General features: G+C 67.5%; 13 protein-coding genes and 1 tRNA gene. 4 read left to right on the plus strand and 10 right to left on the minus strand.

The window, feature by feature from the left end; genetic code table 11:
- The 10 genes from LAO51_17340 to LAO51_17385 all read right to left on the minus strand — a co-directional run.
- A partial coding sequence (locus tag LAO51_17340) for a hypothetical protein (GenBank protein ID MBZ5640507.1) occupies nt 1-342 on the minus strand: 342 nt, incomplete at its 3' end.
- A 150-nt stretch (nt 343-492) separates the two neighbouring features.
- Nucleotides 493-1,434 carry a ribose-phosphate pyrophosphokinase gene (locus tag LAO51_17345; protein MBZ5640508.1) on the minus strand — a complete coding sequence of 314 codons (942 nt, stop codon included), beginning with the start codon at nt 1,432-1,434 and terminating at the stop codon, nt 493-495.
- Nucleotides 1,435-1,465: 31 nt separating this feature from the next.
- Nucleotides 1,466-1,540: transfer RNA gene (locus LAO51_17350), tRNA-Gln, on the minus strand.
- A 17-nt stretch (nt 1,541-1,557) separates the two neighbouring features.
- A complete protein-coding gene (spoVG, locus tag LAO51_17355) occupies nt 1,558-1,917 on the minus strand; it encodes a septation regulator SpoVG (GenBank protein ID MBZ5640509.1) in 360 nt (119 codons plus the stop codon).
- A 24-nt stretch (nt 1,918-1,941) separates the two neighbouring features.
- Complete coding sequence (gene ispE / locus LAO51_17360; protein MBZ5640510.1) at nt 1,942-2,847, minus strand: 4-(cytidine 5'-diphospho)-2-C-methyl-D-erythritol kinase; 906 nt, start codon at nt 2,845-2,847, stop codon at nt 1,942-1,944.
- Nucleotides 2,844-3,479, minus strand: a complete 636-nt coding sequence (locus LAO51_17365; GenBank protein ID MBZ5640511.1) for a hypothetical protein — start codon at nt 3,477-3,479, stop codon at nt 2,844-2,846. Before LAO51_17365 ends, ispE begins: the two co-directional genes overlap by 4 nt.
- On the minus strand, nt 3,476-5,476 hold the full coding sequence (locus LAO51_17370; GenBank protein ID MBZ5640512.1) for a tetratricopeptide repeat protein: 2,001 nt from the start codon (nt 5,474-5,476) through the stop codon (nt 3,476-3,478). The genes LAO51_17365 and LAO51_17370 overlap by 4 nt, the downstream gene beginning before the upstream one ends.
- Before the next feature lie 43 nt (nt 5,477-5,519).
- A complete protein-coding gene (locus LAO51_17375) occupies nt 5,520-6,695 on the minus strand; it encodes a PDZ domain-containing protein (protein ID MBZ5640513.1) in 1,176 nt (391 codons plus the stop codon).
- An 84-nt stretch (nt 6,696-6,779) separates the two neighbouring features.
- Nucleotides 6,780-7,952, minus strand: coding sequence for a M23 family metallopeptidase (locus tag LAO51_17380; protein MBZ5640514.1), 1,173 nt, complete (start codon nt 7,950-7,952; stop codon nt 6,780-6,782).
- Nucleotides 7,933-10,167, minus strand: a complete 2,235-nt coding sequence (locus LAO51_17385) for an alkaline phosphatase family protein (protein MBZ5640515.1) — start codon at nt 10,165-10,167, stop codon at nt 7,933-7,935. The genes LAO51_17380 and LAO51_17385 overlap by 20 nt, the downstream gene beginning before the upstream one ends.
- A gap of 140 nt (nt 10,168-10,307) precedes the next feature.
- Here LAO51_17385 and LAO51_17390 point away from each other — a divergent pair, with 140 nt between their 5' ends.
- The 4 genes from LAO51_17390 to LAO51_17405 all read left to right on the plus strand — a co-directional run bounded on the left by LAO51_17390 (nt 10,308) and on the right by LAO51_17405 (nt 13,334).
- Nucleotides 10,308-11,225 (plus strand): hypothetical protein, encoded by a 918-nt coding sequence (locus tag LAO51_17390; protein ID MBZ5640516.1) that lies wholly within the window; start codon nt 10,308-10,310, stop codon nt 11,223-11,225.
- Nucleotides 11,226-11,244: 19 nt separating this feature from the next.
- Entirely contained in the window at nt 11,245-11,580 is a 336-nt protein-coding gene (locus LAO51_17395; GenBank protein ID MBZ5640517.1) for a tetratricopeptide repeat protein, read from the plus strand.
- A gap of 200 nt (nt 11,581-11,780) precedes the next feature.
- Nucleotides 11,781-12,311: a hypothetical protein gene (locus LAO51_17400; GenBank protein MBZ5640518.1), complete on the plus strand. Its 531-nt coding sequence runs from the start codon at nt 11,781-11,783 to the stop codon at nt 12,309-12,311.
- 24 nt (nt 12,312-12,335) lie between these two features.
- On the plus strand, nt 12,336-13,334 hold the full coding sequence (locus tag LAO51_17405) for a hypothetical protein (GenBank protein ID MBZ5640519.1): 999 nt from the start codon (nt 12,336-12,338) through the stop codon (nt 13,332-13,334).
- Nucleotides 13,335-13,414: the final 80 nt, after the last annotated feature.

Genomic DNA, 13,414 nt, shown 5'->3' on the forward strand with positions numbered 1-13,414 from the left:
GCGGATTGGCCGAGCCGGAGATAGCCGAGCCCGATGGACGAGAGCAGGCGGAGCTTTTCCGTGAGCTTGGGCGAGCTCGCTCACGGGATCGCGCTGGAGATCCTTGATCATCACGGCGCCCTGCTGGTCCTTTCCGGCGAAGGCGACGGTGAAGATCGTGTTCCGTCCCGCCTCGAGGTGCAGCACCTCCTCGAGGCGGCGCGGGCTCACGCCCACGGCGAGGGGGGGCTCGTTCGCCCCGTAGATCACCGCAGGCACCCGCCCGGCGCGGCGCCAGCGCCGGCTCGCGTTCTTCCCCCGGTCCGGCCGGGGCTCCACTTCGACGACGATGCTCTTGATCATGGCTGACTCTCATCCGCCCCGCACCGTCCGCGCCCTGCGGGGACGGACGGGGCCGTTCCGCTCGGAGACCCGTGGGTTGCGCCGCCTCGATGGCGGCCTTGGCCTCGCCGGACGGGTCCCGTTCCCCGGCGCCGCCGCGATCCCGACGCTTCAGACGAACAGCGAGCTCACCGAGGAATTGCCGTGGATCCGCGCGATCGCCTCCCCGAGGAGGTTCGCCACCGAGAGCACGGTGATCTTCGGATCCGAGGCCTTCGCGTCCGACAGCGGGATCGTGTCGGTGACGATCACCCGGTCGAGTTCCGGCGTCGCGAGCCGCTCCATCGCAGGACCGGACAGCACCGCGTGGGTGAAGCATGCCGTCACCGATCGCGCCCCCTTTTCCTTGAGCGCCCGCACGGTCCCCGTGAGGGTGCCGGCGGTGTCGACGATGTCGTCGACGATGACGCAGGACCGGTCCTTGACGTCGCCGATGACGTGCATCGTCTCGGCCACGTTGGCCTCGATCCTGCGCTTGTCGATAATGGCCAGCGCCGCGCCGAGCCGCTTCGCGAAGAACCGTGCCCTCTCCACCCCGCCGGCGTCCGGCGAGACGATCGTCAGGTTCTCGAAGTGCTCCCTGGCGATCCAGTCGAGGAGGACCGGCGCGGCCAGGAGGTGGTCCACCGGCACGTCGAAGAAGCCCTGGATCGCCGGAGCGTGCAGGTCGACGGCGAGCATCCGCTGGACTCCCGCGGCCTCCAGGAGATCCGCCACCAGCTTGGCCGAGATCGGCACCCGCGGCTTGTCCTTCCTGTCCTGTCTCGCGTAACCGTAGTACGGCACGACGGCGGTGATCCTCGCGGCCGAGGAGCGCTTCAGCGCGTCGACGACGAGGAGAAGCTCGATCAGGTTCTCGTTCACCGGATGGCACGTCGGCTGGATCACGAACACGTCGGTCCCCCGAACGTTCTCGAGAACCTGGCAGTAGACCTCCCCGTCGCTGAAGCGCAGGAGCTTGAGCTGGCCCAGCGGGATCCTGAGGTAATCGCAGATGGCCTGCGCGAGCCTCGGATTTCCGTTTCCCGAGAAGACCTTGAGCTCGCTCTTCATCGCGGGTGCGCCCGTCTCGCCGCTCCGGACCTGGCTGGGGCGGGAGGATTCGAACCTCCGAATGCGGGTTCCAAAGACCCGTGTCTTACCACTTGACGACGCCCCAGTGCGGGGCGCGACCCCTTACGACCAGGGCGCGCCCCGATCCTCGAGCGGATCGTATCCGGGCTCCTCCCCGGGAGGCCGGTCGCCGAGCATCCGGATCCCTGCCGGAAGGTCCTCGCCGCCCTGCGCGAGGACCTCCTTGTACTTCTCGATGATCTGCTCCTCGATCTTCCTGCGGGTCTCGCTGTTGAGGGGATGGGCGATGTCCCGGAACATGCCGTTCTTCCGTTTCTTGCTCGGCATCGAAATGAACAGCCCGTGCGTCCCCTGGATGATCTTGATGTCGCTGACCACGAAACAGTCGTCGAATATGATCGAGGCGAATGCCTTGAGCTTCTCTTCGTTCACGGCGAAAACCCGGACCTCGGTGATCTCCATGCTGAAGGCTCCCTTCCGTCGGCCTCAAACGGGCCCACCGGCCGCCACAACGCGCGCCGCATCCGGGACGCCGCGCGCCGGGAGGAGCCTCCATCCCGGAAAGCGCGTCGCCAGGTTCTCGGCAGCCCGCTGCAGCGAACCGGAATCATCGAACACCCCGAATACCGTCGACCCGCTCCCGCTCAAGAGGGCGATCGAGGCCCCTCCCCGGAGCAAGCCGTCCCTCATTGCCAGAAGACCGGGAAACCGCTCGAAGACCCCCGCCTCGAGATCGTTGACTCCCCAGCGGAAGTCTTTTCCTGGCGACACTTTACCAGCCGCCGCGGGCTCCACGCTAACATCCTTCGGAGCGAGTGTCAAATGGGCGTCCGCCCATGCGTAGGCCTCGGCGGCGGGGATCCCGAAGGGTGGAACCGCGAGAAGGAGCCGGAGCGGGCCGGCGAACGGCATGGGGGCGATCCGATCCCCGCGTTCATCCCCGACCGCCGTCCCTCCGTGGAGGAAGAACGGCACGTCGGCCCCCACCCGCGCCGCGAGCGGTTCGAGATCCTCGACCCCGAGACCGAGGCCCCACAGCGCGGAGAGCGCCACGAGCGCTCCGGCGGCATCCGAGCTGCCGCCGCCCATGCCTCCCCCGACCGGGATCCGCTTCGTGAGCGCGATGGCGGCGCCGGCGCGGACCCCGCAACGCTCGGCCAGCAATCGAGCGGCGCGCACGACGAGATTCGACGCGTCGCGGGGGACGCCGACGGCCTCGCACGACAGCGTGAGGTCTCGCGAGGGCCGAACGACGAGCGTGTCCGCGAGATCGACCGCCTGGAACACGGTGCGGATCTCGTGGTATCCATCGGCTCGAACGCCCAGCACGCTCAGGGCGAGATTGACCTTCGCGGGACATTGCGCTTCGAGGCGCAGATCCAGGAGACTCATGGCCTCTCCGGCCGTCGGGTCTCCTCCCCGGCCGCGATCGCTCCGTCGAGCTCCTCGATCGGCCGCTCGACGACGCCCGCCGGCACAGCGCCGGTACCCGTCCCCGAGGCCAGCGCGACGCCGCTCTCGAGACGCCGCCGCTCGATCACGAGGCGACGCGCGCCCGAGCGGATCTCAAGGGCCCGCGGAAGTCCGGGGCCCCACTCCGGCTGGCGCCTCACGACGATCTCCGCGGGAGCCGGCTCCGGCCCCGAGACGATCCATCGAACCAGGTCCTCGAGAGGGACCGCGACTCCCGCCACCGCCCCGATCGCGGCGGGAGACGCGACGCCGACGTAGGCCGTCCGCTCGCGCACCAGGGTGACCGCGAGACGTCCGCCGCCTCCGTCGATGATCACCGCGGGCCCTCCGACGGGCGGGAGAAACTCCGCGTGGATGCGATCCGGCGCCGCCGCCCAGAGCAACAACCGGAAGCGCCGCGACTTCCCGTCGCCGGCGTCGACGGAGCCGCGGTAGGTGCCGACCGCCATCGGCTCGCCTCCCGGCGGCAGCGGGCCGCGTCGCTCGTGGCAGGCCGATGAGAAGAGCAGCGTCACGGCGGCCGTCGCGGCGGCCGCCGCCCTCACCCTCATCGAGGCCCGGGCAGGGCAGCCGGAGGGGCCTTGCGCGACGGGTCGCTTGGGTCCTGGGGCTGGCCGGGTTCCCTGCCCGGCTCCGCGGCAGCCCGGGCGATCTTGGTGTTCAGCGCGTCGGAGTTGGGGGATCCGTTGTCCAGTGCGCGGTGCCAGAAGGACACCGCGCGATCGCGCTCGCCGATACGCTCGTAGAGATCGCCGAGGTGCTCGAGGACCGTCGCGTCGCGCGGAAACTCCGTGGCCGCGCGTTCCAGCGGATCGCGTGCCTCCGAGAAACGCCCCATGCGGAAGAGCACCCAGCCCAGCGAGTCCAGGTACGCCGCGTTCCAGGGATCGGCCTCGAGAGCGCTCCTCACGAAGCCCAGCGCGTCGTCCAGGCGGCGGCCGCGCTCGGCGAGACTGTAACCGAGGTAGTTGAGCGCGACAGGGTCCTTGGGGTCAAGGCGGATCGCCTCACCCAACTCGCCGTCCGCCTCGTCGTACTTCTTCTCCCGCTCCAGGAAGGCGCCGAGGGCGAAGTGAGCCTCCCCGCTTCCGGGCTCCTTTCGGGTCCAGCCTCGCAGCAACTTCTCCCCTTCCTCCTCGTGCCCCGCGGAGCGGTACGCCTCCGCGGCTCGCACCCAGGTCCCTGAACCGAGCGCACGGGCGGCCTCTTCGAACTTCGCCTGGGCCTTCTCCGCTCTTCCGGACCTGACGAGCGTTTCCCCCTCGAGTGCCGCAGCGGCGCCGACCTCCCCCTTCTCCCGGAGCTGGCGGGCCAGAGCGGCGGCGCCTTTCCAGTCCGACGTCTCCAGCGCCAACCTCGCGCGAAGCTCCAGGGACGACGGCTCGTCCGCCTTTTCGAGCGCCCCGAGCGCCTTGGCCGCCTCGTCGGTCTTCTGCCGTGCGAGCCACATCATCGCGATCCGCCGGCGGATCCCGTCACGGCGCTCGGAGACATCCGGCTCGTCCGCGGCGACGGAGCGGAGCGCCGCCTGAAACGACTCGATCGCGCCGTCGAGATCCCCTTGCCGCGAGAGGATCTCGCCGAGAAACAGGCGGACGCCCACCTGATCCGGCAGGTCCCTGGCCAAGTCGCGCAGGAGACCGGCGGCCTCGGTCAACCGGCCAACGTCGCCGTACGCGGTCGCGAGTTGGAACAGCACCAGCCGGTTCTCCGGCGCGGCGGCGCGCACCTTTTCGAGCTCGGCGATCGCCTCCCGGCCACGGCCGAGGTGGAGCAGCGCCTCGCCCCTGAGCGCCCGCGCCGACGGACGCTCGGGCGGCGACTCGAGGACCTTCGAGCAGGCCGCCTCGACCGATTCCCATTCTCCCGCTTCCCTCGCGAGGTCCCCGAGCAGGGGTATCAGCTCCTCCACGCCCGGATTCGCGGCGATGAAGGACGCGAGACCACGCACCGCGTCGCCCTTCTTCCCGTCGCGGTCGAGGTACTGCGCCAGAAGCCTCGCGGCCGATGCATCGCCGGGCCGGCGGGACGCCAGGGCCCTCGCCGCCTCCGCCGCGCCCGCCGAGTCCCCGGCCATCAGCTTGAGCCGAGCCAGGATCGGAAACAGATCGTCCTCGGCGTCTTGCGACCGCGCGAGCACCTCGTACAGCCGGATCGCCTCGTTCCGGGACGCCGGGTCGGGATCCCCCGCGAGCGCTCGGCGCGCGGCGAGATCGGCGAGCACCCTGAGGGCGGCGGTCTCGCCGGGATCGATCTCGATCGCCTGGCGCGCGAGCCGCTCCGCCTCCGCGGCGCGCCCGAGCGCCAGCAGCAGCGAGGCCGCTTCCGCGCGCACGCCCGCCGACTGCGGCACCATTCCGGTCGCCGCGCGGATCTCGCCCAGCGCGTCCGACAGTCGGTTCCGGCCGGCCGCGAGCCGGGCCTTCATCAAGTGGTAGTAGGCATCGCCGCGCGACGCCGCCGCGTCGGCCGACGCCGTCGGGGGAACCGCCGTCTCCGCGCCGGCCGTCGCCGCCGCGAGAGCGAGGATCAGGACCGTGGAGATCACGAGAGCCCCGCTTCGATCGCGCCCGCCCGCGGCGCACGAGCGGTCAGGCGGCCTTCCTGAGCGGCTCCGCCGATTGCGCGGCGCGGAAATCCTCGAGCGCCCGTTTGAGCTGGTCCTCGTCCGCGTCCTCGGGCTTGCCGGCGGGCCGCAGCATCTTGTCCGGCGTCACGCCGTCGCCGTTCCATCCCCGTCCGCCGGCGGTCTCCCAGAGCAGGGCCGAAACGAGAAGGCCCGACCCGTCGGGCAGCTCGAACAGCTTGGGCTCCGCCCCGAGACCGTAGGTCGGCTCGCCGTAGACCGTCGCCTTCCTTCGGGAATGGAGGACCTCCGCGAGCGCCTCGGCTCCTCCCGCGGTCCCGCCGTTGACGAGAACGCCCAAGGCGCCGCTCCAGACGTTGCCGGAGCCACCCGCTTTCAGGGTCTCGACCGCGCGCCCACCGCGCTCCTTGAGGATCAGCAGATCTCCCGGCGCGAACAGCCCCGCCACGCCGAGGACGTCCCGCGGGCTTGCGTCCGCGACGTAACGGAGGTCGATGAGGAGCTTGTCGACGCCGCGCTCCCGCGCGCCCTTGAGATCGGCGGCCAAGGCTTCGGGCGATACCCTTCGCAGATCACTGACCGTCAACACGCCGATGCCGTCCCGGACCTCGAGCCTCTCGGGGCGGTCGGTGCGCAACGCCCGGCGGAGCGTGAGCTCCTCGCGCTTGAACGCGTCCCGCGTGTGCAGGATCGTGAGCCGGACCGATGACCCGGGCTCGCCGCGCAGCATCCTCAGGGACTGCTCCACCGAGAGGTCGCGAAGCGATCGGCCTTCGATCCGGCGGATCTGGTCGCCTCGACCGATTCCCGCGGTCTCGGCCGGAGAGCCCGGCACCACCGCGGCCACCTGGAGGGCGCCGTACGCCTTGACGACGGTCACCCCCGGATCGGCGGCGCCGAGGCCCTTCGCCTCTTTCCAGCGGACGACTTCCTCGGGAGAAAGGTAGGCCCCCTGTGCGTCGAGCCCCTCCAGCATCCCGTCGAGAGCTCCCTTGAGGAGGCCTTCAGGTGCCACCGCGTCGACGTAGTTGTCGAGGACCAGCGAAAAGACCTCCGAGAAGAGAACCACCTGCCGATAGGTCCCCTCCGCCGGCGCCACCCGCGCGAGGACCCCCCCGCCCAGCAGCATCAGGACGAGGAGCCCGGAGACCCCCAGCAGCGCCATGCGACCCTTGGACATCCGCGAGTCCTTCCCTTCCCCGCTCCCCCGTCGAACGGCCCAATCACAACCTACACTTAGCATCGGACCTTGGCAAGCCGGGGATCATCTGCGGCGGAGCCAAGCAAGCGGGTCCACCGGCTTGCCCTTGTTCCTCGTCTCGAAGTAGAGGTAGGCGCCCCGCAGCGAGCCCGTGTCCCCGACGCGTCCCAGGACCTGCCCGCGCGTCACGTCGTCTCCCGGCGCGACGAGCAGGATGGATGCGTGGGCGTAGACCGAGACGAAGTCGTTGCCATGGTCGACGATCGCCGTCAGGCCGTACCCGTGCAGCCAGGATGCGAAGACCACCCGGCCGTCGAAGACCGCACGGAAGCTCGCCCCCTCGGGAGAGTCGATGTCGAGACCCGGGTGCCGGACGACCGTGTGAAATCGCGGGTGGACCGAGTCGCCGTAGGCGGCGGATATCGGGCCATCCGCCGGCCAGTCGAGGAGGCCGAAGAACTTCCGCACGTCCAGCACCGGCCCATGCGCCTCGCCGCCGACCGCCTCGACGAGCTTGCCCAGCTCGCGGGCGGCGCGCTCCAGTTCCTCGATCGCCTCCTGGTGCTTCGCGCGGTCGGCCTGGATTCCCTCGAGGAGGCGCGCGCGATCCGCGCGGCTCTTCTCGAATTCCGCGGCGGCGCTCGTCGCCGCGGTCCGGACACGCTCGAGTCCTCGCTCTTCCTCGGCCATCGCCCCGGACTCCTCGCGGAGCCGCCGCCCGTCTTCGCGCCAGCCTTCGAGGAGCTTCGCGTCGCGCTGGCTCAGGAAGGACGCGTAGTGTAGCCCCTCCAGGTAGGCCTCCACGCTGCCTCCCCCGAGGAGCCGCCGCGCCTCGACGTCGGCGCCACGCTCGTAGATCTCGCGGACCCTCGCCGCAAGCGCCCTTCGACGCGACGACTGCGCCGCATCGAGGGCGGCGATCCGAGCCCTGCGCTCCGCGAGGCCCGCCCGCACCCCGTCGAGCTTCAGCGAAGCCCACTGGGCCTCGCGCGCGCGGAGGTTCAGGACGGCGCCGAGATGTGCCACCTCGCCGAGGAGTCCTTTCTCCCGCACTCCGAGGGTTCCCATCTCCGCGCGGAGACGGACGATCTCGTCCTGGAGCACGGCCAGGCGATCGACGCGCTCCTCGGCGGGGCGGGAAGGCGCGCCTCTCCCCAGGGCGGTCGCCGCGAGGAGCGCGGCCGCGAGGGCCCACGCGAGCCGTGGGCGCGGACGATCAGAAGAGAGCTCGGCCATCGACCTCGGGCGGAATCGGAACCCCCAAGGCCTTGAGGACGGTCGGCATGATGTCGACCATCCGCGGCGCGGGGGTGTTGATCTTCCGATTGCAGAAGAAAATGCCCCGGACGAGTTCGGGATCGTTGGAGCAGTGATCGCCCGACCACGCCTTCCGGTTGTCCTCGATGAGATCCGGGGGGACGCCGCCGAGGCTCGTCTGCCAGGAGACCCTGTAGTTCAGGTTGCTCCCGGCCCTCAGATCGGGAATCAGGTCCGGATTGAAGCCGGTGTACATCTCCTCGCGCGTCCAAACCCGCGTCACGGGATGCTGCCCCGTGGTCTCGTCGACCATCGTTTCGAGGCCGTGCTTGATGTCGCGGCGGACCTTCTCGTACTCCTCGCCGGGCATCACGATGCCGTCGCGCTCCCGGCCCGACAGGTTCACGTAGATGCTCCCGAGACCGAGCGCGTACGCCTTGGTGCGCGACCAGTCGACGCTGGCGAACAGGTCTCGGGTGTCGAACAGCTTCGCGAGATTCGTGGTTTCGTTCTGTCCCTTGAGCGTCATGAAGCCGTTTCGTACGAGCCAGGTGTTGTAGTTGACCCCCCGCCGGAACGACGAGAACCCGTGGTCCGAGCAGACGATGAACAGCGCGTCCTTCCCCGCCAGCTCCCGCGCCTTACCGATCATCTCGTCCATCCTCCGGTACGCCTTCAGCACCTCGGGCTCGTACCTCGCGGCCTTCTTCGGGTCGTAAAGTGGATGCCCGGGGTCGAGGAACTGCCAGAAGAGGTGCCCGATTCGATCGGTGAAGTAGAAGATCTGGACGTAGAGATCGTCCCTGTGGTCTCCGAGTAGCCCCTTCAGGATCTCCTCGTCCTTGTCCACGGTGAAGTACATGTCCTCGAGGAACAGGCTCTCGTCGCCGATCCCGGAGGGGAGCGACCAAGTGTCCTCGGGCCAGCCGATGGTCTTGTAAAGGCCGAAACGCTTGAAGAGGTCCTCCGAATAGGAAGGTGGCCAAGAGAACGCCACGGGATGGCAGCACGGATGGAAGTTGACCGGGGAAAGGTAGAGCTCCACGTCGGGATCGAGCCTGAGGAGCTTGAATCGTCCGATCCCCCTGAGTGGGGCCGCGGCGTCGATGACCCAGTTGACCGGAAAGTCGAACGTGAACCAGTCGCTCCAGTCCCCGACCCTAAGCGTCTTCGTTTGACCCGCCACGGTGATCGCGCACGCGCCGTCCGTCACGTCCAGGACCATCGGCAGGTCGATCCGGCGGCGCACGCCGGCGTCGTCGAGATCCTGGCGCACGCGTCGCCGCGCTTCCGCCCGCTCGACGGGTCCGGTACCCGCGGTCTTCCGGTCCACGACGTAGTCATAGAAAGGCTTGTTGAACGGGCCGATGAGGCTGGTCTCGATCCTGCCACGCCGCCCCGGGAGCCGGATCAACTCGAGGCTGAACTCGTTGTCGCCGGGGCGGAACTCCGGATTCGACGTGTAGAAAGACGGGGTGCCGACCCGTCCGCGCATGTCGGGCACCCCCAGACCAGAGAGCATGTGCCCGTGCCCGACCTTCTCCGCGGGGAACGTCGCGGGGACCCGGATGACCTGCACCTTGAGCCCCGCCTCGGAGGCGAGCTCCCACATCGTGCGCCCCTTGCGGTTGTTCACGGCGGTGGGCATCTCCGCGGGCAGGAACCGCTTTGCCACGAACCCCACCGGGAGACCGGCCGCGATCCCGAAAAGCAGCCCGACGAGGACGCGGGTGGTCCAGGTGACCTTCGTGAACAGCAGCACGCCCAGCGCGAGCAGCAGCACGAGGCATCCTACGAGAAGTCCGAGCCCGAGCCCGTTCCGCTCACCGAAGAGGAGCGTGCGCCGGCTCTCGCTGTTCATCGCGAAGTCGGGGAGGTAGTCCTTCGGGTTCCGCTTGAGAAAGTCGAAGATCTCCGTCTTCCCTGGGTTGGTGCCCGTGGCGAACGACGACCAGGACACCGGCGTCTGCGGTGGGTTGGTGGGCTCGAGCGGAGCGTACGTCCCCTCCTCCTGCAGCCTCGCGAGGTTCGGAAGCGCTCCTTGTTTCACCCATTCCTCGACCAGCCGGCTGTCGGCGCCGTCGAACCCGAGGACGACCACTTTGGGGCGCTCGGCGGCAGGCGCCGCGACCCCCAGCGCCACGAAGGCCAGCGCGGCCGGCACCCAAGGGAGCCCGTGCCCGGTTCGACGCATCCCACGCCTCCCAGCGCGGGCGGGTCCCGCGCCTCCGGAAAGACGAGAGAGTAGCATCGTTGGCGACCGCGGGCCGAGCGGCGCGCTCCCGTGCTAACATCCGCGCGGCCCCGCACGGTCGGCGGCCCATTCCACGGACGATGACCTCGGACCTCGCAGCCGATGCCCTTCCGCACTCCGACGAGGCGGAGCGATCCGTTCTCGGCGCGGTGCTCCTGGACAATCAGCAGCTCCACCGGGTCCAGGAGCTGCTGAGGCCGGAGTTCTTCTACGTTCCACGCCACCGCAAGATCTTCCGCAGCCTCCTTGCACTCGCGGAGGCGGGGGCGGCGCTGGACCTCGTGACCCTTCGAGCGGAGATGGAACGGGCGGGAGATCTCGAAGCCTGCGGCGGGGCGGCGTATCTCTCGGGCCTCCTCGACGGCGTCCCGCGCTCCACCCACGTCGAGCACTACGCGCGCATCGTGCGCGAGGCCGCGGTCCGGCGGGAGCTTGCGCGGTCCGCGCAGCAGATCCTCGAATCCGCGTTCCGGCCCGCCGGGGGAACCGACGATCTCCTCGACGAAGCGGAAAAGGCCATCTTCAGGATCGCCGAGGACCGGCTGCGCTCCGGTTTCCTCCCGATCAAGCTGGTGGCGGAAAAGGGGTTCGCGGTCATCGACGAGCTGACCAAGCGCCGGGAGCTCATCACCGGGATCCCGACGGGCTTCTCGTATCTCGACGAGCTGACCGCCGGACTGCAGCCCGCGGACCTGATCATCCTGGCCGCGCGCCCCGCCATGGGAAAGACGACGCTGGCCCTCAACATCGCCTCGCATGCCTCGCTCCGCCAGGGGAAGACCGTCGGGATCTTCTCCCTCGAGATGTCGCATCAGCAGCTGTTCTTCCGGCTCCCTCGAATTGGACCCGCTTTCACCGCTAACCAACGAAGAACTGGCGGATGCGCACTTGAGCGCGCGTCAATACGACGCGGCCATCGAACAATATCAGAAGACGCTCGAACTCTATCCCAATCAGGCCGCTCCGCGAGATTCACTCGGGTGGGCTTACGTTTATAAGGGGATGCATGACAAAGGCATGGAAGAGATTCGAAAGAGCATCGCTCTCTACGGGGAAGATCCGAGCCTTTCCCCGGAAATCGCATTCATCTATGGGATAACAGGCAGGAAAGACGAGGCGCGCAAGATCCTGGACCGATTGCTGAGCACAGCGAAGACGGTTCCTATTGCGGCCCATCACTTTGCGCTGATTTATGTCGGCATGGGCGAAAAGGACGAAGCTCTTGCATGGCTGGAAAAGGCCTTCGAGCAGCACTCTCCCATGATGGCGTGGCTCGAAGTTGATCCGAGATTCGACAGCCTGCGCCAGGAACCAAGGTTCCAGGATCTCATTCGGCGGGTCGGGCTGCTTTAGATTCCTGCCGCCTGAACATTCACACCGGACTTCGGGCGACCCGCTCGGTAGAGGCGTCTCCCATAGCCAGTCTCTTCAGGCGTTTTGCAGCTTGGGCGGATCATATGGAAATGCGAGTTTTACTTGACACACCCGGTGCTTCAGCGGATAATGAATCCGCACTCTCGTCCGGCCGTGTAGTCGCTGCAGTGGGGAAAATCATGCGAAAACCGTTGGATGCCGCGCTCTTACTGGCGGTCTGGGGGCTCGTTTCAACGGCTTCGTTCGCGTGCGGCGACAAGCTGGTGCTGAGTCTCGGAAACCTCCGTTTCCGCCAGGTCAATGAGAGTCCGCGCCCGGCTTCGATCCTGGCCTACACACCTCGGAACTCACTGGTTGCGGGAGTGGTAAAAGAGTTGGAGCGGCAATCCGCTGGAAAGCGGGTGGGCCTGACGTTCTACTCTTTGGACGACCCCGCCAGGTTGGACGAAGTGCTGCGGGCCCAAAAATACGACCTTCTGTTAGTGGACGCCGGGGACGCCGACAGCCTGGAACGGCACGCGCAGTCGGTTCCTTCCAAACCGGTGGTATTGCCAGTCGTTTTTCAGTCCAGCAAATCTGCGGCTGCGGAGGCGGAGAAGAAGTTTCACTGCGTCCTGACGGCGCCGAATTCTCCCGGCCACTACCTCTCGGCGATCGATCGAGCCATGGCGTTCACGCTGAAAGCGCGTTCGAAAAAGGAGCTGCCGTAGTGGGCGAGAAAGGCGGTCCGCGCGGTGTGCCGGCCGTTTAACTTTCTCGATGTGGCGTCGCGGCTGCTTTGCGCAGTCCTGGTGATCCCTTCACCCGTCTCCGCACAGGCGTGGCTGTTCCCTAAAGGTGAGGGAACAGTTTCATTGAGTTATCAGAACCTCTATGTCGCTGATCACGTCTACGAGAACAGCGATGCACACGATATCGGCCACATCCTCTCGCATGCTCTGACCCTTGATGTGGACTACTCTCTCACCGGCAAACTGGCCGTGCGAGTCGCGGTGCCGTATATTACTGCAAGATATTATGGCCCGAAGCCGCACCAGCTACCCATGGACGACGGAACCTATCACTCCACCTTTCAGGATTTCACGACCGACGTCCGCTTCAATCTGACGAAACGTGGAGTAGTTCTGACTCCTTTTTTCAGAGTAGTCATTCCCAGCAACAGCTACACGTATTTTGCGCACTCCGCGGCTGGGCGCGACCAGCGCGAGTTTCACTTTGGCACAAACTTTGGACGCCGGCTCGCCCCATTGATTCCCAACGCCTTCATGCAGGCCCAGTATTCCTACGCATTTGTCGAACGCGTTCTGGGCATTGCCCCGAATCGCAGCAACGTCGAATTCCAACTCGGTTACTTCCTGACTCGGCGACTCTCGCTTCTAGCCACAGGGCAAGGGATGTACACGCACAGCGGGCTTGAACTCAACTTTAGCCTGTTTCATGCAGGCCTCTCGGGCGATCAGTGGACTCACCACGACCAAATAGCCAAGGCGAGCGTTCTTGATGTTGGCGGCGGGACGTCGTTCGCGATTACGCCATCGTGGCAGATGTTCATCACCCTGGCACACTCGGTCGAGGGGCGAAATGGGCATCTGCACGCGGCAGTCGCCACAATCGGAGTGAGCCGTTCGTTTGGCGCAAGGTCGACGGTTGAGAAAGCTTCCCTGGGGCCTGCAGGGCAGTCCGTGCCGGGGAACAATCGGCCGTTGGTTTGTACTTGTTCCAAGACCAGGTAACGGCGCCATATTGGATATGCTCAAGACTCTGATCGTGGGCAGCCTGCTGCTTCCGTTGGCTGGAATCTCCCAGCCAGGCC

It is taken from the genome of Terriglobia bacterium, assembly GCA_020073205.1.
Taxonomy (GTDB): Bacteria; Acidobacteriota; Polarisedimenticolia; order Polarisedimenticolales; family JAIQFR01; genus JAIQFR01.

Excerpts from the sequence above, each read along its gene's own strand:
- LAO51_17345 (MBZ5640508.1), bottom strand. The coding sequence starts at position 1,434 with ATGAAGAGCGAGCTCAAGGTCTTCTCGGGAAACGGAAATCCGAGGCTC.
- spoVG (MBZ5640509.1), bottom strand. The coding sequence starts at position 1,917 with ATGGAGATCACCGAGGTCCGGGTTTTCGCCGTGAACGAAGAGAAGCTC.
- ispE (MBZ5640510.1), bottom strand. The coding sequence starts at position 2,847 with ATGAGTCTCCTGGATCTGCGCCTCGAAGCGCAATGTCCCGCGAAGGTC.
- LAO51_17365 (MBZ5640511.1), bottom strand. The coding sequence starts at position 3,479 with ATGAGGGTGAGGGCGGCGGCCGCCGCGACGGCCGCCGTGACGCTGCTC.
- LAO51_17375 (MBZ5640513.1), bottom strand. The coding sequence starts at position 6,695 with ATGTCCAAGGGTCGCATGGCGCTGCTGGGGGTCTCCGGGCTCCTCGTC.
- LAO51_17380 (MBZ5640514.1), bottom strand. The coding sequence starts at position 7,952 with ATGGCCGAGCTCTCTTCTGATCGTCCGCGCCCACGGCTCGCGTGGGCC.
- LAO51_17385 (MBZ5640515.1), bottom strand. The coding sequence starts at position 10,167 with ATGCGTCGAACCGGGCACGGGCTCCCTTGGGTGCCGGCCGCGCTGGCC.
- LAO51_17390 (MBZ5640516.1), top strand. The coding sequence starts at position 10,308 with ATGACCTCGGACCTCGCAGCCGATGCCCTTCCGCACTCCGACGAGGCG.
- LAO51_17395 (MBZ5640517.1), top strand. The coding sequence starts at position 11,245 with ATGGAAGAGATTCGAAAGAGCATCGCTCTCTACGGGGAAGATCCGAGC.
- LAO51_17400 (MBZ5640518.1), top strand. The coding sequence starts at position 11,781 with ATGCGAAAACCGTTGGATGCCGCGCTCTTACTGGCGGTCTGGGGGCTC.